Origin of the sequence: Corynebacterium frankenforstense, assembly GCF_030211955.1 — a bacterium.
Lineage (GTDB): Bacteria > Actinomycetota > Actinomycetes > Mycobacteriales > Mycobacteriaceae > Corynebacterium > Corynebacterium frankenforstense_A.
In genome coordinates, this window is sequence record NZ_JASODI010000004.1 from 38,584 (window position 1) to 58,669 (window position 20,086).

The window sequence follows — 20,086 nt, forward strand, 5'->3', positions numbered from 1 at the left end:
ATGACCGGCCGCCGGCGCTACGTCGCCGCCCTCGACCAGGGCACCACCTCCACCCGCGCGGTGATCGTCGACGAGTCCGGCCGGGAGGTCGGCGTCGGCCAGTACGAGCACCGCCAGATCCTGCCGCGCCAGGGCTGGGTCGAGCACGACCCGATGGAGCTGTGGCGAAACACCCGCCGCGCGATGGCCAAGGCCCTGGCCGAGGCCGACGTCGCTCGCGAGGACGTCGTCGCCCTGGGCATCTCCAACCAGCGCGAGACCACCGTGGTCTGGGACCGGCGCACCGGCCGCCCCGTCTACAACGCGATCGTCTGGCAGGACACCCGCACCACCGACATCTGCCGCGAGCTGGCCGGCGAGGTCGGCCACGACCGCTGGCAGTCGCGCACCGGCCTGTTGATCAACTCCTACCCGGCCGGGCCCAAGATCGCCTGGATACTTGACCACGTCGAGGGCGCCCGCGAGCGCGCCATGCGCGGCGAGCTGGCCTTCGGCACGGTGGACACCTGGCTGCTGTGGAACATCACCGGCGGCGCGCGCGGCGACCAGGGCCGCCCCGCGGTGCACGCCACCGACGTGACCAACGCCTCGCGCACCCTGCTGATGGACATCCGGACCCTGAAGTGGGACGAGGAGCTGTGCGACGCCGTCGGCGTGCCGCCGGCGATGCTGCCGGAGATCCGTCCCTCGGTCGGCGACTTCGGCACCGTGCGCGCCCGCGGCTCGCTGGGCGGGGTGCCGCTGACCGCGATCCTGGGCGACCAGCAGTCCGCGATGGTCGGCCAGGGCTGCCTGGGCCCCGGCGAGGCGAAGACGACCTACGGCACCGGCCTGTTCCTGCTGCAGAACACCGGCGAGCGCCCCGAGTTCAGCGAACACGGGCTTCTGACCACCGTCGCCTACCAGGTCGACGGCCAGGCGCCGCACTACGCGCTCGAGGGCTCCGTGGCCGTCGGCGGCTCGCTGGTGCAGTGGCTGCGTGACCAGCTCGGCATGATCCGCACCGCCCCGCAGGTCGAGGAGCTCGCCCGCGGCTGCGAGGACAACGGCGGCGTCTACGTGGTGCCGGCCTTCTCCGGGCTCTTCGCCCCGCGCTGGCGTGCCGACGCCCGTGGGGTCATCGTCGGGCTGACCCGCTTCGCCGACCGCCACCACATCGCCCGCGCCGTGCTCGAGGCCACCGCCTACCAGGTCCGGGAGGTCATCGACGCGATGGCCGCCGACGGCGGGCGCGGCCTCGACGAGCTGCGCGTCGACGGCGGCATGACCGACAACGACCTGCTCATGCAGTTCCAGGCCGACCTCCTCGGCGTCGACGTGGTGCGCCCGCGCTTCACCGAGACCACGGCGGCCGGCGCCTGCTTCGCCGCGGGCCTGGGGGCGGGCCTGTGGTCCGACACCGAGGAGATCCGAAAGCTCGCCGGCGAGGGTCGCCGGTGGTCGCCCGCGACCGACCGGGGGCGCATGGAATCGCTCTACCGCGACTGGAACCGCGCGGTCGAGCGCTCCTACGGGTGGGTCGCCGACTAAGGGGCCCGCGGTCCACTAAGCTGAACTATTGACATGAACGATCCGATCCAGCTCAACCGCCCCGCCACGGCCCCCGAGAAGCGGCCGCGGCTCATCGCCTGCGACGTCGACGGCACCCTGTTGACCTCGGCAGAGCGGGTCTCCGCGCGCCTGCGCGCGGTGCTCACCCGGGCGCTGGAGACCGGCGCGGAGGTCGCGCTGGCCACCGGGCGCCCGCACCGGTGGATCTACCCTGTCCTCGAGCAGCTGCCGGTGATGCCGGTGTGCGTGACCGCCAACGGCGCGGTGCTCTACGACTCCGCCAGCGACACCATCCTGCGCCGGCACGAGCTCGCCCCGGAGGCGATGTCCGAGGTCGTCGGCATCGCCCGCCGCGAGCTCGGCGAGGTCGCCGTGGCGTGCGAGCGCTCCGGCGAGTCCGCCTTCGACCCCGAGGAGAGTCTCTTCGTGGTTGCGCCGAACTACATGCACACCTGGGAGGCCCAGGGCTACGCGGTGCTCTCCGAGGGCACCGTGCTCGCCGAGCCGGCCGTCAAGCTGCTGCTGCGCAACGAGTCGATGACCGCCCCGGAGATGTACGCCAGGCTGGCCGACAAGATCGACCCGCGCCTGGCGCAGCTGACCTTCTCGATGGAGGAGGGGCTCATCGAGGTCGGCGCGCCCGGGGTCACCAAGGCCCTCGGCGTGGCGGACCTCTCCGAGATGCACGGCGTGGCCCAGGAGCGCTGCATCGCCTTCGGCGACATGGCCAACGACGTCGAGATGCTGCGCTGGTGCGGCTTCGGCGTCGCGATGGGCAACGCCCGCCCGGAGGTCAAGGACGCCGGCGACTTCACCACCGTGACCAACGACGAGGACGGCGTCGCCCGCGTCCTCGAGTGGTGGTACTGAGCCGCTGAGCCGGTTATGCGCGCGGCCCCGCGCGCAGGCCACCTCCGGCACGCGTACCGGTTCCGGCGCGCCCCGGCTCCCGCCTCTGACCGGGAAATTAGCATCGGGCGAGAAAATTATTAGTGGGGGCGTAACAGTCTGGGGTTCCAGAACGTTATTGAGGGTGAACCTACCCGCGGGGTCGCGCGGGGAAAAGTCCCCACCGCGGCCCCACAGACTCCGAAGGAGCCTTCCCATGTTCGATTCCCTGCTCACCTTCTTCAACACCCTCGTCGACCTCTTCCAGGGCGGCGTCAACGGCATCTTCAACGCCGTGTCCACCCTGCTCAGCAGCTAGTCCCCGCCGCGACGGGACTGACGTCCCCGTCAGGGGACGACGACGGGACCCGCACCCTCCACCTGCCGGAGGATGCGGGGCCCGCTCGTATCTGGGCTCCGCCCGGAGCCGTGCGAGTCGCCACGCGCGAGCCGGCCGTGTGGCCAGCGTGGGTCGGCCTACCTGCCGCCCAGGTTGATGTCGACCGCGCCGGTGGCCGGGTCGTAGGTGATCAGGCCGTTCTGGAAGTCGACCTTCTGCACGTTGCCCTCGGTGCGCTGCTCACCGGTCGGCAGGCCCAGGGGACCGGAGTCGAAGCCCTGCTTGGCCCAGGCGTCGGCGATGACACCCCACAGCGCGTGGGTGCCGGCCTCCGAGGAGGAGGTGATGATGCCGTTGTCGAAGAGCGCGTAGCTGGTCTCGCCGCCGGTGGCCGAGGGCGTGGTGGTCACGCCCGAGCGCGCGGAGCCGAGCACCGGGCCGAAGACGGAGTTGATCTCGCGCCACTTGGCCTCGATCTCGGAGTTGCCGCTGAGGGAGACCATCTTGTCGATGATCGGCGGCACGTCGCGCAGCGTGATGTCGTTGAGGACCTTCACGTCGCCCAGCTGGCCGATCTCGGCGCGCACGTTCGGGTTGGCCAGCACGGCTGCGATGCCCAGGGCGGCCAGACCGCCCACGGCGGCGACCTGCTCGGCGCGGCTCTCGCTGGACAGACCCTTGAGGATCTCGGTGACCTCGCGGTCACCGCCGGCCAGCGGGCCGCGCTGGCCGCCCGTGTTCGACGCCTGGTTGTTGGTCGTCGTGGCCGGGGTGCTCGGCTGCGTGGTCGTCGACGTCGTGGTCGTCCCGTTCGACTGCGTCGAGGTCGACGGCGTGGAGGTCGACTCCGAGGTGCTCGGCGAGGTCGTCGCGGTGGACTGCTCCGAGCCGGTCACCCCGCCCTTGATGGCGTTGTACTGCGCCTTGGCCAGCTGACGGATGCGGTCCATCTGAGCGTAGCCGGCGTCGCCCGGGCAGGTGGTCCGGCCGACGTCGCGGTGGGCGAAGATGTTCGGCAGCGTGACCTGGGCGCCGTAGGGGTACTTCGTGTAGCTGGTGCCCTCGGAGTAGTGCGTGGAGCGGCCCATGGGGTCGAAGCCGGCCACGGCGGCGCGCCAGCCGGCCAGCTTGCCGACGGCCTGGAGGGTCGCCTCCGGCGGCGTGGTCGAGGTGTAGTCGCCGATCATCGAGATGCCCCAGGTGTTCTGGTTGAACCCGCCGGCGTGGGCGCCCTGGACGGCCTTGGTCAGTCCGCCGTAGCGGCCCTCGTAGATGGTGCCGTACTTGTCCACCAGCGCGTTGTATCCGATGTCGCACCAGCCCAGGGTGACCGCGTGGTAGTTGTAGATGCCGCGCACCTGGGCGGCGGCCTGGGCGCGCGAGTAGTTGTTGGAGCCCGCGGTGTGGTGGATGGTCAGCGCGGAGACGTGGTCGTCGATCTGCGGGCTCATGCAGCGCTTGCCCTCGTTGGCGCCCCAGCCGGCGCGCGAGACGATGCTCGGCATGCCGTCGGTCTCCGCGGTCGGGGCGATGCCCGCCTGCGCGTTGCCGTCGATGAAGACGGCCGAGAGGTCCTCGGCGTCGGTGGCCGAGGTGTCCTCGGTCTCGGCGACGGGGCGGATGCTGTCGTAGTTCACCGGCATCGGCGCCGCGCCGCCGGTGCTGTGGTTGCCCTCGTTGCTTTCCGACGTCGCGTCGTCCGGCGCGGGTGCGGCCGGCTCGGCGTCCTGCGCGGGCGCGGTCTGCTCCGGCTCAGCGTTCTCCTCACCCTCGGGAGCGGCGTCAGCCGCTCCGTCAGCCGCGCCGCCGAGGAGGTCGACGCCGGCGGTGGAGACCTGCACCTTGTGGGTCGGCTCGACGTAGATCAGCTCGGTGCCGTGCTTGTCGCCGGCGGTCTCTCCGATCGGCTCGAGGTTGTGCCAGGGGCCCCACTGACCGTCGACCTCGGCGCGCACGTAGGCGGCGACGTCGCGCGGACCCTCCCAGGTCAGCGCGAACATACTGAATTCCTCGTCGCGGGTGAACTCCTTGACGGTGCGCTCGCCCTCGCCGCCCTGGGCGGTGATGGCGGCGTCGTCGACGGTGACGTTGTCGCCGTCGGCGAAGGACTCGGAGACGTTGAGCACGTCGACGGGTCCGGAGCCGTCGGACTGGGTGTTGAGGACCTGGTTGCCGCCGAAGACGGCGGCGGCGAGCAGGGCGGCGGAAGAGACGACCGCGAGTGTCGGGCGGTGCCTCGTCATGGTGAGTCGGCGACGTTGATGCACGGAAGCTCCTGGTAGAGGGTCGGGTCTGGTGCTCCGGGCCCGCGCGGCGCCGCGGCCCGGTACAGCTGTGAAAGCTGAGGCTATATGAAACCGCTGACGATAGTAGTTGATAAGAGTGGTAATTGATACTCCTGTGAATGAATTTCCGTGAGAGGTCACGGAAACGTCGCCCCCGCGCGGTACGCGCGCGGCGTCGATAAGCTTGGGTGCCATGAGCAACTATGACCTGATCGTCGTGGGCTCCGGCCTCTTCGGACTCACCGTCGCCGAGCGCGCGGCCAGCCAGCTGGGCAAGCGCGTGCTCATCGTCGAGCGCAGGCCGCACCTCGGCGGCAACGCCTACTCCGAGGCGGAGCCCGAGACCGGCATCGAGATCCACCGGTACGGCGCGCACCTCTTCCACACCAGCAACGAGCGGGTCTGGGAGTACGTCAACCAGTTCACCGACTTCACCGGCTACCAGCACCGCGTCTTCGCGATGCACGACGGCACCGCCTACCAGTTCCCGATGGGCCTGGGGCTGATCAACCAGTTCTTCGGCCGCTACTACTCGCCGACCGAGGCCCGCGAGCTGATCAAGGAGCAGACCGAGGGGTTCGACCCCGAGGCCGCGAGGAACCTCGAGGAGCGTGGCATCGCCTTGATCGGCAAGCCGCTCTACGAGGCCTTCGTCAAGCACTACACCGCCAAGCAGTGGCAGACCGACCCGACCGAGCTGCCGGCCTCGATCATCTCGCGGCTGCCCGTGCGCTACACCTTCGACAACCGCTACTTCACGGACACCCACGAGGGCCTGCCCGTCGACGGCTACACCGCGTGGCTGGAGAAGATGGCCGACCACGAGCTCATCGAGGTCCGCCTCGACACCGACTTCTTCGAGATCGCGGAGAACCTGCGCGCGGAGAACCCGGACGCGCCGGTGGTCTACACCGGCCCGCTGGACCGCTACTTCGACTACGCGCACGGCCGGCTGGGCTGGCGCACCCTCGACTTCGAGACCTCGGTCGAGCCGGTGGGCGACTACCAGGGCACCCCGGTGATGAACTACAACGACGCCGACGTGCCCTTCACGCGCATCCACGAGTTCCGCCACTTCCACCCGGAGCGGGCGCGCAGCTACCCGAAGGACAAGACCGTCATCATGCGCGAGTACTCGCGCTTCGCGGAGGAGGGCGACGAGCCCTACTACCCGATCAACACGCCCGAGGACCGCGAGAAGCTCGAGGCCTACCGCGCCGACGCCGCGCGCGAGTCTGAGGAGAACAAGGTGCTCTTCGGCGGCCGCCTGGGCACCTACCAGTACCTCGACATGCACATGGCCATCGGCAGCGCGCTGACCATGTTCGACAACCTGCTGGTGCCCTTCTTCGAGGAGGGCAAGCCGCTCGCCCAGCCGCGCGGGCACTAGGGGAGGCCGCCTCCGGCGACCTCCCGGGGGACGGGGCGCCGTCGGCGCTGTCCCGGGGGACAAGGAAGGGGCGTGGGCCGCGGGCCCGCGCCCCTTTCGGCGTGTCAGGACGGCGCCGGGGGGCTGTCGGCGACCGCCATCGGGCGAAATCCGGGGTGCGCAGGGCCTATGTGACGCGAGCCATATGTCGCGGAAACGGGCGAACGCGCCTCGCCAGCGAAGTTAACCTTGCGTTAACCTAGCGCCCTGGGCTAAAGTGAACACCAGGTTAACGGAGAGGAAACGAAAAGTTCCCACCGGGTGACCGGCCGGGAGCGAAAGTTTTCCGGAGAAGTTCGACGGAAACGCTTGAACGGCTGGACTTCACCCGCTAGGTTAACGGTAAGTTAACAAAGCAACACCGCAGAATTAACCAAAACGAAAGGAGCGGTGACCAACATGTCCAACACTCTCATCAACAGCCTCCGAGAGGACCTGCACGCCCGCTTCGACGACGACCTCGGCGCGCAGCTCGTGGACCGCGTGCTGGATGAAACCGTCGAGGCCAAGAAGGACGCGGTGACGATGTTCCGGACCGTGCTCATCGAGCGCGAGGCCGTCGCCCGCCTGGCTGACCGTGCCGGCATGGCCGACGTCCACGTCCTGCACTCCGTCGAGAACGACTGCGCGGCCCTCGCGGCCTGATCCGCAGCACCCCGGCACCCGTCGGACAAGAGTCGAAGCCTTCGACCCCGACCCCCGGGCCGCTCACCGCGGCACCGGGGGTCGCGGCGTGTTTGATGACGGTCCGCGCCGCGCCAACGGCTACCCTTTAACGAGGTACACCGCGCGGAAGGGCCGCCCGTCCCGCCCGCGCCCGCCGATCCCCCGACCCGAAAGGCGAGACTGAGCACCGTGAGCGAATCCGCGTCCAGCACCCCGCAGCCGGCCGACCGCGCCACCGAGGCCGCGGCCCAGGCCGCCGGCCGCGCCGTCGAGAAGCTGCAGCGTCTCCTGCTGCCGCGCCTCGGCGAGCCCGGCGACGTGCGCACCCTCTACCTGATGGAGACCGACTCCTCGGGCGGACGCGTGCGCTTCCCCGACCGCCTCTCCGTGACCGTCCCGGCCGGCGACGAGCTCAGCTTCGAGACCTACTTCAACGCCTTCCCGGCCTCCTACTGGCGCCGCTACTCCCAGCTCGACAGTGTCATCCTCAAGGTCGAGGTCGCCGGCACCGCGCGCATCGACGTCTACCGCTCGCGTCCCGACGGCGGGCGCATCGCCGTCGACGCCGCCGTGGTCACCGACGGCACCGCCGCCTTCGAGCTCTCGCTCGCCCCCTTCGAGGACGGCGGCTGGTACTGGTTCGACGTCACCGCCGAGACGGAGGTCACCCTCTCCGACGGCGGCTGGTACGCCCCGGCCGCCCCCGGCCCGCAGACCATGCCCGACGGCACCCAGGTCGGCCCCTTCGAGTGCCGCGTGACCGTCGGCATCCCGACCTTCAACCGCCCGACCGACGCGGTGGCCGCCCTCGAGGCCCTGGCCGCCGACCCCGAGGTCGACGAGATCATCGACGCGGTGCTCATGCCCGACCAGGGCGACCGCCACCCGGCCGACGAGCCCGGCTACGCCGAGATCACCGCCCGCTTCGGCGAGCGCTTCCACGAGTTCCGCCAGGGCAACCTCGGCGGCTCCGGCGGCTACTCGCGCATCATGTTCGAGGCCCTCGGCGGCGTCGACGGTGAGGGCGAGGCTGACCATGGCAGCCCCTACATCCTCTACATGGACGACGACATCGCCATCGAGCCGGACTCGATCCTGCGCGCCGTCCAGGTCGCCCGCTACTCCGCGCGCCCGACCATCATCGGCGGGCAGATGCTCAACCTGCTCAACCGCGCCGAGCTGCGCACCATGGGCGAGGTGGTCAACCGCGGCGACTTCATGTGGGGCCCGGCCCCGCACGTCCACTACGACCACGACTTCTCGCGCAACCCGATGAACGACCTCGGTGAGCCGGGCGACCGCCCCGAGGTGCCCAACTCGCGCGACCTGCACCGCCGCATCGAGGTCGACTACAACGGCTGGTGGATGTGCCTGTTCCCGCGCGTCGTCGCGGAGACCACCGGCCAGCCGCTGCCGCTGTTCATCAAGTGGGACGACACCGAGTACTCCCTGCGCGCCGCCCAGCGCGGCTTCGAGACCGCCACCTGGCCCGGCGTGGCCATCTGGCACATGTCCTGGGCCGACAAGGACGACGCGATCGACTGGCAGGCCTACTTCCACCTGCGCAACCGCCTGATCGTCGCCGCCCTGCACCACGACGGTCCTGTCGACGGCATCATCCGCTCGCTGCGCAAGACCACCTTCAAGCACGCGATGTGCCTGGAGTACTCGACGCTGGCCGTCCAGCTGGAGGCCATGCGCGACTTCCTCGCCGGCCCGGACCGGCTCTTCGACATCCTCGAGTCCTCCCTGCCGCGGATCAACAAGATCCGCTCGGAGTACCCGGACGCCCAGAAGCTGCCCGGTGCGGCGGCCCTGCCGCGCGCCACCGGCGCGCCCGGCGTGCCCACGCAGAACATCGGCGGGCGCCTGGCCAAGATCAAGAAGATCCCGTGGCTGATCAAGGGCGTGGCCCACTCGCTCAAGCGGGCCGACCCGGCCGCCCACGAGGTGCCCCAGCTCAACCTCGCCAAGGACGAGGCCCGCTGGTTCTCCCTCTCGCGCATCGACGGCGCCACCGTGACCACCGCCGACGGTAAGAACGTCGTCTTTCGCAAGCGCGACCGCGACCTGGCCAAGAAGCTGGTCAAGGAGACCTTCGCGCTGCACAAGGAGCTGCGCGAGAACTTCGACCGCCTGCGCGCCGAGTACCGCGCCGCCGCGCCCGAGCTGACCAGCCGCACCGCCTGGGGGAGGATCTTCCGGTGAGCCTGATCGACCTGAAGAAGCTGCGCGCCCGCGAGAGCGACGTCCTGGTCGCCCTCCAGGGCGCCGTGGCCGACGTCCCCGGTGTGCTGCCCGCCGCCCGCGGGCTCTCCCACTTCGGCGAGCACGCCCTGGGCTGGATGGGGCTGTCCGCCGCTGGCGCCGCCCTGGACGGGCTGCGCCGCCGCGCCTGGGTGCGCGTCGGGGTCTCGGCCTTCCTCGCGCACGCCGCCAGCGTGGTGCTCAAGCGCGTCGTGCGCCGGCCGCGTCCGGACGACCCGCGGATTTCCGTTGGCGTGGGCACCCCCTCTAAACTGTCGTTCCCCTCCTCGCACGCCACCTCGACCACCGCGGCACTCGTCTCCGTGGCCGAGCTGACCGGCAACCGGTTGCCGCTTCTCGGCGTGCCCGTGATGATGGTCTCGCGCATGGTGCTCGGCGTGCACTTCCTCGTCGACACGGCCGTCGGGGCCGCGATCGGGGCGGCGACCGCCAAGGCGGTCAGCGCCGTCGACGCACAAGCCGACAGGAAGGCACGGACAAGGTGACACATCAGCCAGAGCAGCGGATCTTCGACTCCGAGCCCCACACCGAGGGCGTCGACACCAAGAAGAAGCGCCGGCCCCCGCGCAACCTCGCCGAGGGCATGGTCAAGGCGCTGCGCCCGAAGCAGTGGGTCAAGAACGTCCTCGTCGTCGCCGCCCCCGCGGCCGCCGGCGCGGACGCCCTGACCGACCCGCGCACCATCGCGGACGTCGCCCTGGCCTTCGTCGTCTTCTGCCTGGCGGCCTCGTCCATCTACCTGATCAACGACGCCCGCGACGTCGAGGCTGACCGGGCGCACCCGACCAAGCGCTTCCGCCCGATCGCCGCCGGCGTGCTGCCGGTCGGCTTGGCCTACGCCATGGCCGTCACGCTGATCGTCGGCGCGGTGGGCTTGTCCTTCCTCGCCACCGCGGGCGCGCAGCTGGCACTGGTCGTGGCCGTCTACATCGGCCTGCAGCTGGGCTACTGCTTCGGCTGGAAGCACCAGCCCGTCATCGACATCGCACTGGTCTCCTCCGGGTTCATGCTGCGCGCGATGGCCGGTGGCGTGGCCGCCGGGATCTCGCTGTCGCAGTGGTTCCTGCTGGTCATGGCTTTCGGTTCGCTGTTCATGGCCTCGGGCAAGCGCTACTCCGAGCTTCTGCTCTCCGAGCACACCGGCGCCAAGATTCGCAAGGCCCTGCAGGGCTACACCCCAACCTACCTGCGTTTCGTGTGGACGCTGGCCGCCACCGCGGTGGTCATCGCCTACTCGCTGTGGGGCTTCGAGATGGCCGAGCAGGCCTCCGGGGCCGCCGCCATCTGGTACCAGGTCTCGATGGTGCCGTTCACCATCGCGATCCTGCGTTACGCCGCGGACGTCGACCGCGGCGACGGCGGCGCGCCCGACGAGCTGGCGCTGACCGACCGCGTGCTGCAGATCCTGGCCCTGGCCTGGATCGCGTGCATGGCCGTTGCCGTCTACCTCGTGCCGGCGCTGTGACGCACCGCCAGGCCCGGAACACCGCGGTCTCCCTGACCGCCGCGACGGCGACCGCCTCCGGCGTGCTCGCCGCCGTGCTGATGTTCTGGGGCGGGTACGCCCGGCGCTGGATGAGCGACGACGGCCTCATCGTCCTGCGCACCGTGCGCAACCTCATGGCCGGCAACGGCCCGGTCTTCAACGCCGGCGAGCGGGTGGAGACCAACACCTCGGCGCTGTGGCAGTACCTCATCTGGGCCGGCGCCGAGCTCACCGACTGGCGCCTCGAGCGCGTCGCCACCGTCCTCGCGCTGGCGCTGACGGTCCTCGGCGTCCTCGCCGCCGCCCTGGGCGCCGCCCGGATGCACCGCGGCCCCGGCACGGGCCGGGTGAACCTCGTGCTTGTGCCCGCGGGTCTGGTGGTCTACCTCGCGCTGCCGCCGGCGCGTGACTTCGCCACCTCCGGGCTCGAGTGGGGCCTCTCGCTGGCCTGGCTCGGCGTGCTGTGGTGGCTGCTGGCGCGCTGGGCCACCCGCGCGACCGCCTCGGCGGGCCTGGTCGGGGTCCTCGCCTGCTGGGCGGGGCTGAGCTGGCTGGTGCGCCCCGAGCTCGCCCTCTACGGCGGCGTGGTCGGCCTGATGCTCCTGGTCACCGCCGGCACCTGGCGCCGCGCGCTGCCCGTGCTGGCCTGCGGGCTGCCGCTGCCGGCGGCCTACCAGATCTTCCGCATGGGCTACTACGGCCTGCTCACCCCGCACACGGCCGTGGCAAAGAGCGCCTCGGGCTCCGACTGGGCCTCCGGTCTCAACTACGCCCGCGACTTCATCGCCGCCTACCAGACGTGGCTGCCGACGCTGGTGCTCGTCGCCCTCGGTGCCTGGCTCGCGGTGCGTGCGCGCAGCCGGCGTGAGATTGACGACGCCGCGTCGGTCCCCGTGCGCGGCATCCGCGCGGCGTGGGCGCGGCGCGCGGGGGCGCGCCGCCCGGCTGTGGCCGTCGGCGTGGTGCTGGCGTGTGCGGCGCTGCACAGTGTCTACGTGTTGCGCGTCGGCGGCGACTTCATGCACGGCAGGATGTGGCTGCTGCCGCTCTTCGCCGCGCTGCTGCCCGTGGCCGTCGTGCCCGTCTTCGACCGCGACCGCCCGGACCGCACCGGTGCGCTGGTGGCCGGGCTGGCCTGCGCGGCTCTCGCCGTCTGGGCGCTGGTCGTCGTGCTCGTCGGCCACCGCTGGGAGGCCCCGGGCGACCACGAGGACCTGGGCATCGTCGACGAGCGCGCCTTTTGGGCCGTCGTCGTCGGCGGCGAGCCGGGCGACCCGCCGCGCAAGGCCGAGGACTTCCTGGCCATCGGCTCGCTGCGCAACTTCCCGGAGGCCGTCGAGGAGGCCCGTCGCGACCGGGACGCGCAGGCCATGCAGATCTCGCTGGAGAAGACCACCGGCGGCTACTCCTGGATCACCGTCCCGCGCACCGACGGCTCCGACGGCACGCCGGCCGACCTGGCGGGCACCCCGCCCACCGTCTACCTGATCAACCTGGGCATGACGAGCATGAACGCGCCGCTGGACGTGCGCGTGCTCGACACGGTGGGCCTGGCCACCCCGCTGGCCGCGCGCCAGCCCGAGATCCCCGACGGGCGCGTCGGCCACGACAAGAACCTCCCGCTGGAGTGGCAGCTGGCCGAGGGCGCGGCGGACCTGGACCGCCTACCCGAGTTCGTCGACGCCGACGAGATCCGCGCCGCCCGCGCCGCCCGCGGCGCGCTGCGCGACCCGCGGATCGCCGAGCTGCTGGCCTCCTACCGCGAGCCGATGAGCTGGCAGCGCTTCCGGGCCAACATCCGCTTTGCGCTCACCGACGGGCGCACGCTGCAGCTCGACTCCGACCCGCGGGCCTACCTCGACGGCTCCGGTTCCGACGCCGACTCCGCTGACGCCGACGCCGCGGGGGAGCGGCCGCAGGTCGCCTGGCCGGTCGAGGCGCACACCGACGGTGACCCCATGGCCGCGCGCTGGGGGCGCTGAAGCGCACCCCGCGCGGCGTCGGAAAGCGTCATCCGGCGACGGATAAGCGCCTGGTTACGTCACGAAAAGGTCACGGGAAGATAAAATTCAACTTTTCTCGTGCTGGGAGCTGTCCTATACTGCCAACCAAACAATCCCCCGGCCGTCGCCGGCTCTCCGGCACGCCCGACTGTCGGGGGGGGCTTCACGCCACGTGTAACACCGCACCGAGTTCCGCCGATGGAGCGGGGGACGCCCGACACCCGTCGGGTCCCCGCCGCCGACCGAGGGCGGATCGCCGAACCAAGGAGAATCCCAGAATGTCTGTACTGAGCACTCTGCGCCACGCCGGTCGCAAGACCGTCGCCGGCGTCGCCGCGCTCGCCACGGCGGCCGGTCTCATGGTCGCCGGGGGCGGCGTCGCCCAGGCCCAGGGCAACCGCGACTGGCTGCGCCCGGACGCCACCGGCACCTGCGAGTGGGACGGCGTGGGCTACTGGGTCCAGCGCTGCGACGTCTGGTCGCCGGCCATGGGCCGCAACATCACCGTCCAGATCCAGCCCTCCGGCCGCGGCGGCAACGCCGGCCTCTACATGCTCGACGGCCTGCGTGCCACCGACGTCTCCAACGCCTGGCTGGTGGACACCAACGCCGCCGCCACCTACACGGACAGCAACATCACCCTCGTGATGCCGGTCGGCGGCGCGGCCTCCTTCTACGCGGACTGGAACGGCCCGGCCACCTACGACCTGGAGAACCCGGTCAACTACCAGTGGGAGACCTTCCTGACCTCCGAGCTGCCGGCCTACCTCGAGGGCAACTTCGGCGTGGCCCGCGACAACAACTCGGTCCTGGGTCTGTCGATGGGCGGCACCGCCGCGCTGACCACCGCCGCCAAGCACCCGCAGCAGTTCCGTCAGGCCATGTCCTTCTCCGGCTACCTGACCACCACGATGCCGGGCTGGCAGACCATGATGCGCGCCGCGCTGCTCGACGCCGGCCTGTACAACCTGAACAACATGTACGGCTCCGTGCTCAGCCCCCGCCGCTTCGAGAACGACCCGTTCCTGAACATGGAGGGCCTGCGCGGCAAGGACGTCTACATCTCCGCCGCTAGCGGCGTCGCCGGCCCGCAGGACGCCGGCTACCTGCCGGAGCACCAGGCCGCCGGTGCCGCCCTCGAGGGTGCCTCCCGCGTGTCCACCCAGGCGTGGGACGCCAAGGCCCGCGCCCAGGGCATCAACTTCACCGCGGACTACCCGGCGACCGGCCTGCACAACTGGACCAACTTCGCCGACCAGATGCACAAGACGAAGGGCCGCGTGCTCGACGTCATGAACGCGCACTGATTGACTCTCTGATGTGAGGGCCGACGGAGTCGGTCCCCGCCGGAGCATCACGGCGCCGTCGCCCCTCGGGGCGGCGGCGCCTTTCGTATGCCTGCCCTTCTTGTCTTTCGTGCGCGGAAGTTCTTAGCGTCTACTCCGCGTGTCACTTTCCAAACTCTCAAGTTGTACTTAAACTTGATGGCGACCTAGCGGACCGGGCGTTCCCGGATCCGGGCAGGCGACGTCCCGGAGGAGGGGAACCTCCGGGGCCGCACCGCCAACACGGGTCGCGAGTCGACGTGCGCGCACGCCGTGCACGGGGCAGACCATCCAAGCGGACACCAGCGAAAGACACTTTAAGGACAGCTCATGCGTGACATGCTCCACCGCGCCTCCCGGCGACGTTCCCTCTTCCTCGCCGCCACCGCCATCCCGGTGAGCCTGGCTACCGCGGCCGCTCTCGCCCCCGCGGCGGGCGCCCAGTCGGCGCTGCCCGGCTCCAGCGGCAGCAGCCTGACCGACTCCATCGCCCCGAGCGGCGGCGAGCCGGAGCGCTCGCCCGTGCGCACGGAGTACCCGCAGATCGACGGCCTGCCCGAGGGCGTCTCCATCGACCACGTCGACTGGCTGACCAACCGCCGCATCGCGATCTACATCAAGTCCGCCGCCATGCCGGACAAGCCGATCCAGGTCCAGATGCTGCTGGCCCGCGACTGGCACACCGACCCCGAGGCCACCTTCCCGGAGGTCTGGGCCCTGGACGGGCTGCGCGCCCGCGAGGACCACAGCGGCTGGACCATCGACACCAACATCGAGCAGTTCTACGCGGACAAGAACGTCAACGTCATCCTGCCCGTCGGCGGCGAGTCCTCCTTCTACTCCGACTGGCTGGAGCCGGACAACGGCAAGCACTACATGTGGGAGACCTTCCTCATGGACGAGCTGATCCCGGTGTTGCGCAACGGCTACCGCTCCAACGGCGAGCGCGCCGTGGTCGGCATCTCCATGGGCGGCACCGCGGCGGTCAACCTCGCCGAGCGCAACCCGGAGATGTTCAAGTTCGTCGGCTCCTTCTCCGGCTACCTGGACACCACCAGCCCGGGCATGCCCACGGCCATCCGCGCGGCCCAGACCGACGCCGGCGGCTACAACACCACCGCCATGTGGGGCCCGGACGGCTCCCAGGCCTGGATCGACCACGACCCGAAGCTGGGCGTCGAGGCCCTGAAGGGCAAGACCGTCTACGTCTCCGCCGGCAGCGGCAAGGAGGACCAGCTCGGCCGCGCCCAGGGCAACCTGGCCGGCATGGGCCTCGAGGTCATCTCGCGCATGACCAGCGAGACCTTCGTCAACCGCGTCAAGGCCGCCGGCGTGGAGCCGGTCGTGCACTTCCGCCCCTCGGGCGTGCACTCCTGGGAGTACTGGCAGTTCGAGATGACCCAGGCCTGGCCCTACATCGCCGAGACTCTCGGCGTGCCGAAGGAGGGCCGCGGCGCGGACTGCGCCCCCATCGGCGCCATCGCCGCGGCCACCAGCAACGGCGTCATCGGCTCCTGCGTCAACAACGAGTACGACACCGGTGGGAACGGCAAGGCCCAGGACTTCCGCGGCGGCACCGCCTACTGGTCCCCGGACACCGGCGCCCACGCCCTCTTCGGCGCGATCAACGCCCGCTACGCCGAGCTCGGCGGCGCGAACTCCTGGCTGGGCTTCCCCAAGACCGGCGAGCTCAAGACCCCGGACGGGGTCGGCCGCTTCGTCCACTTCGAGCACGGCTCGATCTACTGGACCCCGGAGACCGGCGCCCACGCCATCCCGGGCGACATGTTCCGCCACTGGGGCTCCACCGGCTACGAGAAGGGCGACCTGCGCTACCCGACCGGCGAGCCGCTCGAGCGCGACGGCGGCATCATCCAGGCCTTCCAGGGCGGCTGGCTCGTGCGCGACAAGGCCGGCGAGAACCACTGGGTGCGCGGCGCGATCGCCGAGAAGTACGGCGAGATGGACGGCCCGGGCAGCGAGCTGGGCTTCCCCACCAGCGACGAGAAGCTCATCCAGGGCGGCGCCTTCCAGGAGTTCGAGAACGGCAACATCTACTGGTCGCCGAACACCGGCGCCCACTTCATCCGCTACGGCGGCATCTTCGACGCCTGGGGCAAGCACCGCTGGGAGCAGGGCAAGTACGGCTACCCGACCGAGGACCACCAGAACCTGCCGGGCGGCGGCGAGTCCGTCACCTTCGAGCACGGCCGGATCTCGCAGTCCAACGGCGTGGTCAAGGAGGACTGACCCGTGTCCCTTCGATTGACGACGCCCGCGCGGCGCACGTTTGCGGCACTGTGCGCCGTCGGCTGCCTGACGCTCGCCGCCTGCGGCGGCGAGGCCACCGTCGAGCACTCCGACGCCACCGGTGCCCCGGAGGCCTCGACCTCCGCGGCCGACAAGCATGACAAGGACAAGGAGAGCACGTCGGAGACGACGTCGCAGAAGGCCGACTCCCACCGCACCGCCGACGAGTCCGAGGGTGACCTCGGCGCCCGCGAGGTCGACGAGGTGCCCAGCGGGGCACCGGCCGCCGACCCCGCCGAGGCCGACTACCTGAAGGTCCTCGACGAGAAGGGCATCCGCACCGCCGACGACGCCGACCAGCTCGTCGGGCTGGCGCGCACCGTCTGCGCCGAGGACAACGAGGACGGCGGCCGGGTGACGGCCGAGGCCGTGGCCGGCCAGCTCGTCGAGCAGCGCAAGACCGCTCTGAGCCAGCAGGACGCCGCTCAGTTACTGGTTGACACCGCGCGTGCGGAATACTGCTGACCCATGAGAAAGACTCTGACGGTCATCGCCGTCATCGCCGTGGTGCTGCTCATCGGCGCCGGGGTGGTGCGGTGGCAGAACACCCGTGAGACAGAGGGGCCGGGACCCGGCCCCCAGCCCACGGACACGCTCGGCGGCGGCGAGACGACCCCCGGCCAGCCCGACTGGTGCCCGGAGGTGGAGTTCATCTCCGCGCCCGGCACCTGGGAGTCGGCCGCGGACGACGACCCGATCCACCCGCAGGCCAACCCGGAGTCCTTCATGCTCAAGGTCTCCGCGCCCCTGCAGGAGCGCTACCCCGAGGACCAGGTCAAGGTGTGGACGCTGCCGTACACCGCGCAGTTCCGCAACATCAACGCCGACCACGAGATGAGCTACGACCAGTCCCGTCAGGAGGGCACGGCCAAGCTCAAGGGCGAGCTCAAGCTCACCCACGACCAGTGCCCGCAGACCGACTTCGTGCTCGCCGGCTTCTCACAGGGCGCGGTGATCGTCGGCGACGTCATCGCCGAGATCGGCACCGGCCAGGGCATCATCCCCGCCGAGCGGGTGCGCGGCGCGGCCGTCGTCGCCGACGGCCGGCGCGTGCCCGGCGTGGGCGTGGTCCCCGGAACCCAGGTCTCCGGCGTGGGTGCCGAGGTGGCGCTCGCGCCGCTGAGCAAGCTGGTCCAGCCGATCGTGCCGGGGGCGACGATGCGCGGCGAGCGTGTCGGCGGCTTCGGCGAGCTCAACGACCGCACCATGGACATCTGCGCGCCGGACGACAGCATCTGCGACGCCCCGCGCGACGTCGGCAACGCCCTCGGGCGCGCCCGCGAGCTCGTGGAGGCCAACGGTGTGCACGCGCTCTACGCCTACAACGAGCACGTGGTGCCCGGCACCACCACCGACCAGTGGCTCATCGGTTGGGCGCAGGGCCTCATCGACCAGTGACCCGGCCCCGCTGAAGCACTGACCCGGGCCCGGCGCGGAACGTGCCGGGTGTCCCGGTTCCCGGACGCGGTGGTGGGCCTCATGCTATTTTCTTCGTCAAAGTAATAAATCGGCCGAGGGGCACGATGTGCCCCGTGGACCCCGACAACGACCGAGGGGCTCGGCGACGCGCCCAAAAGGAGAAGCGATGGATCTGACCGCGGCCATGGGCCGGTTCTTCAACGAGAAGGGCGAGATCACCCTCGTCCCCCAGCTGACGCTGGCCGGGCTCGGCGAGCTGCTCTACCAGGCCGACGTCGCGGCCGGGGGAGGGGACCGCGTGGTCCTGCGCGCCTGGGACTTCTCCGAGAGCCTCGAGGGCACCGCCACCGAATACACCCGCACCCACGTCAACACCCGCATCAAGGCCGTGGCCGGGCGCCTCCAGCAGGTCGGCCGCCCCGGCGAACGCGTGGCCATCCTGGCCGGCAACTCCCCGGAGTACATCTTCTCCTTCATGGGCGCCCTCTACGCGGGCCTGATCCCCGTGCCGCTCTACGACCCCAACGAGCCGGGCCACGCCGAGCACCTGCGCGCCGTCTTCGACGACTCGAAGCCCTCGGTCGTGCTGACCAACTCGGCCTCCGCGCGCGCCGTGCGCGCCTACTTCGCCGACCGCCCCGGCCCCGAGCGCCCGCGCATCATCGCCGTCGACGCCCTGCCGGACTCGCTCGCCGAGGCCTGGAAGAACCCCGCTGAGCTCGTCGCCGCGGCGGGCATCGAGCCGCCGGCCGCCCCGGTCGACCTGCCCGCCTTCCTGCAGTACACCTCCGGCTCGACGCGCACCCCGGCCGGCGTGCAGCTGACCAACCGCTCGATCTTGACCAACGTGCTGCAGATCTTCCGCGCCGCCCAGCTGAAGACCCCGCTGCGCCTGGTCGCCTGGATCCCGCTGCACCACGACATGGGCATCATCCTGGCCGCGTTCGTGACCATCCTCGGTCTGCAGAACGAGATCATGGCCCCGCGCGACTTCATCCAGCGCCCCGCCCGCTGGATCCGCCAGCTCGACCGCACCGAGGGCGAGGACGGCGACGTCAACGTCTACACCGTGGTCCCGAACTTCGCCCTGGAGCTGGCCGTGCGCTACGGCATGCCCGCCGAGGGCGAGTCGCTCGATCTGAGCGCGCTCGACGGCATCATCGTCGGCTCCGAGCCGGTCACCGAGCGCTCCATCGAGTCCTTCATCGAGGCCTTCACCCCCTACGGCCTGGAGCGCAGCGTGCTGCGTCCCTCCTACGGCCTGGCCGAGGCCTCGCTGCTGGTGACCACCCCGCAGAACCCGGAGCGCCCCGTGATCTCCCGCTTCGACCGCGACGCCCTGGGCGAGGGCCGCGTCGAGTTCGTCGACCGTGACGCGGAGAACGGTGTGACCTTCATCTCCAACGGCCAGGTCGTCGAGCCGCAGCGCCTGGTCATCGTGGACCCGGAGACGCGCACCGAGGTCGTCGACGGCACCATCGGCGAGCTGTGGACCCACGGCGAGAACGCCGCCGCCGGTTACCTCGACCGCCCCGAGGACACCGCCGCGACCTTCAACAACACCCTGGCCGGCCGCATCGACGAGGGCGGCCACGCCGCCGACGCCCCCGACGAGGGCTGGATGGCCACCGGCGACCTCGGCGCCATCGTCGACGGCGAGGTCTACATCACCGGCCGCCTGAAGGACCTCATCGTCGTCGCCGGCCGCAACCACTACCCGCAGGACATCGAGTACACCGTCGGCGCGGCCACCGACCAGGTCAACTCCGACGCCGTGGCGGCCTTCTCGGTGCCCGGCGACGACGTCGAGGAGCTCATCGTGCTCGCCGAGCGCGCCGACGACGCCGACCCGGCCGGTGACGCCGCCGCCGTCGACGCCATCCGCGCCGCGGTCAGCCACACCCACGGCGTGGCCCCCACCGAGGTGCGCGTCCAGGACCCGGGCACCATCGCCCGCAGCTCCTCGGCCAAGATCGCCCGCCGCGTGGCGGCCAAGCGCTATCTCGCGGAGCGCGGCTGAGCAGATTCCCCACCGCGACCGCACCGGCGCCCGGCCCCGTGACCTCCAAAATGTCACGGCCGCCGGGCGCCCGCGCGATAACGGGGGTTAGTACCA

14 protein-coding genes are annotated in these 20,086 nt (G+C 71.0%); 13 read left to right on the top strand and 1 reads right to left on the bottom strand.

Going from position 1 to position 20,086, the window contains the following annotated elements; all coding sequences use genetic code 11:
• Together glpK and QP119_RS03245 are read left to right on the top strand one after the other, a co-directional pair.
• Nucleotides 1-1,530: a glycerol kinase GlpK gene (gene glpK, locus QP119_RS03240; protein WP_284773648.1), complete on the top strand. Its 1,530-nt coding sequence runs from the start codon at nt 1-3 to the stop codon at nt 1,528-1,530.
• 33 nt (nt 1,531-1,563) lie between these two features.
• Nucleotides 1,564-2,421 (top strand): HAD family hydrolase, encoded by an 858-nt coding sequence (locus QP119_RS03245; protein ID WP_284773649.1) that lies wholly within the window; start codon nt 1,564-1,566, stop codon nt 2,419-2,421.
• Between the two features lie 495 nt (nt 2,422-2,916).
• Here QP119_RS03245 and QP119_RS03250 read toward each other — a convergent pair whose 3' ends face one another.
• On the bottom strand, nt 2,917-5,022 hold the full coding sequence (locus QP119_RS03250; protein ID WP_284773650.1) for an N-acetylmuramoyl-L-alanine amidase: 2,106 nt from the start codon (nt 5,020-5,022) through the stop codon (nt 2,917-2,919).
• 235 nt (nt 5,023-5,257) lie between these two features.
• On the opposite strand from QP119_RS03250, the gene glf reads away from it, so the two are divergent.
• The 11 genes from glf (at nt 5,258) to QP119_RS03305 (ending at nt 19,990) form a co-directional block, all read left to right on the top strand.
• Nucleotides 5,258-6,454, top strand: a complete 1,197-nt coding sequence (gene glf, locus QP119_RS03255) for a UDP-galactopyranose mutase (RefSeq protein ID WP_284773651.1) — start codon at nt 5,258-5,260, stop codon at nt 6,452-6,454.
• Between the two features lie 438 nt (nt 6,455-6,892).
• Nucleotides 6,893-7,138, top strand: a complete 246-nt coding sequence (locus tag QP119_RS03260; protein WP_075664660.1) for a three-helix bundle dimerization domain-containing protein — start codon at nt 6,893-6,895, stop codon at nt 7,136-7,138.
• Between the two features lie 297 nt (nt 7,139-7,435).
• Nucleotides 7,436-9,367: a glycosyltransferase gene (locus QP119_RS03265; protein WP_284773725.1), complete on the top strand. Its 1,932-nt coding sequence runs from the start codon at nt 7,436-7,438 to the stop codon at nt 9,365-9,367.
• A complete protein-coding gene (locus QP119_RS03270) occupies nt 9,364-9,912 on the top strand; it encodes a phosphatase PAP2 family protein (protein WP_423777748.1) in 549 nt (182 codons plus the stop codon). Before QP119_RS03265 ends, QP119_RS03270 begins: the two co-directional genes overlap by 4 nt.
• Nucleotides 9,909-10,892, top strand: a complete 984-nt coding sequence (locus QP119_RS03275) for a decaprenyl-phosphate phosphoribosyltransferase (RefSeq protein WP_284773652.1) — start codon at nt 9,909-9,911, stop codon at nt 10,890-10,892. Before QP119_RS03270 ends, QP119_RS03275 begins: the two co-directional genes overlap by 4 nt.
• Nucleotides 10,889-12,895 (top strand): flagellar motor control protein ZomB, encoded by a 2,007-nt coding sequence (zomB, locus tag QP119_RS03280; protein WP_284773653.1) that lies wholly within the window; start codon nt 10,889-10,891, stop codon nt 12,893-12,895. Before QP119_RS03275 ends, zomB begins: the two co-directional genes overlap by 4 nt.
• Nucleotides 12,896-13,194: 299 nt before the next feature.
• Entirely contained in the window at nt 13,195-14,223 is a 1,029-nt protein-coding gene (locus QP119_RS03285) for an alpha/beta hydrolase (protein WP_284773654.1), read from the top strand.
• 348 nt (nt 14,224-14,571) lie between these two features.
• Entirely contained in the window at nt 14,572-16,491 is a 1,920-nt protein-coding gene (locus tag QP119_RS03290; RefSeq protein ID WP_284773655.1) for an alpha/beta hydrolase-fold protein, read from the top strand.
• Nucleotides 16,492-16,494: 3 nt separating this feature from the next.
• A complete protein-coding gene (locus QP119_RS03295) occupies nt 16,495-17,016 on the top strand; it encodes a DUF732 domain-containing protein (protein WP_284773656.1) in 522 nt (173 codons plus the stop codon).
• A 3-nt stretch (nt 17,017-17,019) separates the two neighbouring features.
• Complete coding sequence (locus QP119_RS03300; RefSeq protein WP_284773657.1) at nt 17,020-17,949, top strand: cutinase family protein; 930 nt, start codon at nt 17,020-17,022, stop codon at nt 17,947-17,949.
• Between the two features lie 187 nt (nt 17,950-18,136).
• The gene (locus tag QP119_RS03305; protein WP_284773658.1) at nt 18,137-19,990 is read left to right on the top strand and encodes a FadD32-like long-chain-fatty-acid--AMP ligase; all 1,854 of its coding nucleotides are present in this window, start codon (nt 18,137-18,139) and stop codon (nt 19,988-19,990) included.
• The last annotated feature ends 96 nt before the right edge of the window (nt 19,991-20,086 follow it).

Coding starts and splice junctions, on each gene's coding strand:
- glpK (WP_284773648.1), top strand. CDS start 1: ATGACCGGCCGCCGGCGCTACGTCGCCGCCCTCGACCAGGGCACCACC.
- QP119_RS03245 (WP_284773649.1), top strand. CDS start 1,564: ATGAACGATCCGATCCAGCTCAACCGCCCCGCCACGGCCCCCGAGAAG.
- QP119_RS03250 (WP_284773650.1), bottom strand. CDS start 5,022: ATGACGAGGCACCGCCCGACACTCGCGGTCGTCTCTTCCGCCGCCCTG.
- glf (WP_284773651.1), top strand. CDS start 5,258: ATGAGCAACTATGACCTGATCGTCGTGGGCTCCGGCCTCTTCGGACTC.
- QP119_RS03260 (WP_075664660.1), top strand. CDS start 6,893: ATGTCCAACACTCTCATCAACAGCCTCCGAGAGGACCTGCACGCCCGC.
- QP119_RS03285 (WP_284773654.1), top strand. CDS start 13,195: ATGTCTGTACTGAGCACTCTGCGCCACGCCGGTCGCAAGACCGTCGCC.
- QP119_RS03290 (WP_284773655.1), top strand. CDS start 14,572: ATGCGTGACATGCTCCACCGCGCCTCCCGGCGACGTTCCCTCTTCCTC.
- QP119_RS03300 (WP_284773657.1), top strand. CDS start 17,020: ATGAGAAAGACTCTGACGGTCATCGCCGTCATCGCCGTGGTGCTGCTC.
- QP119_RS03305 (WP_284773658.1), top strand. CDS start 18,137: ATGGATCTGACCGCGGCCATGGGCCGGTTCTTCAACGAGAAGGGCGAG.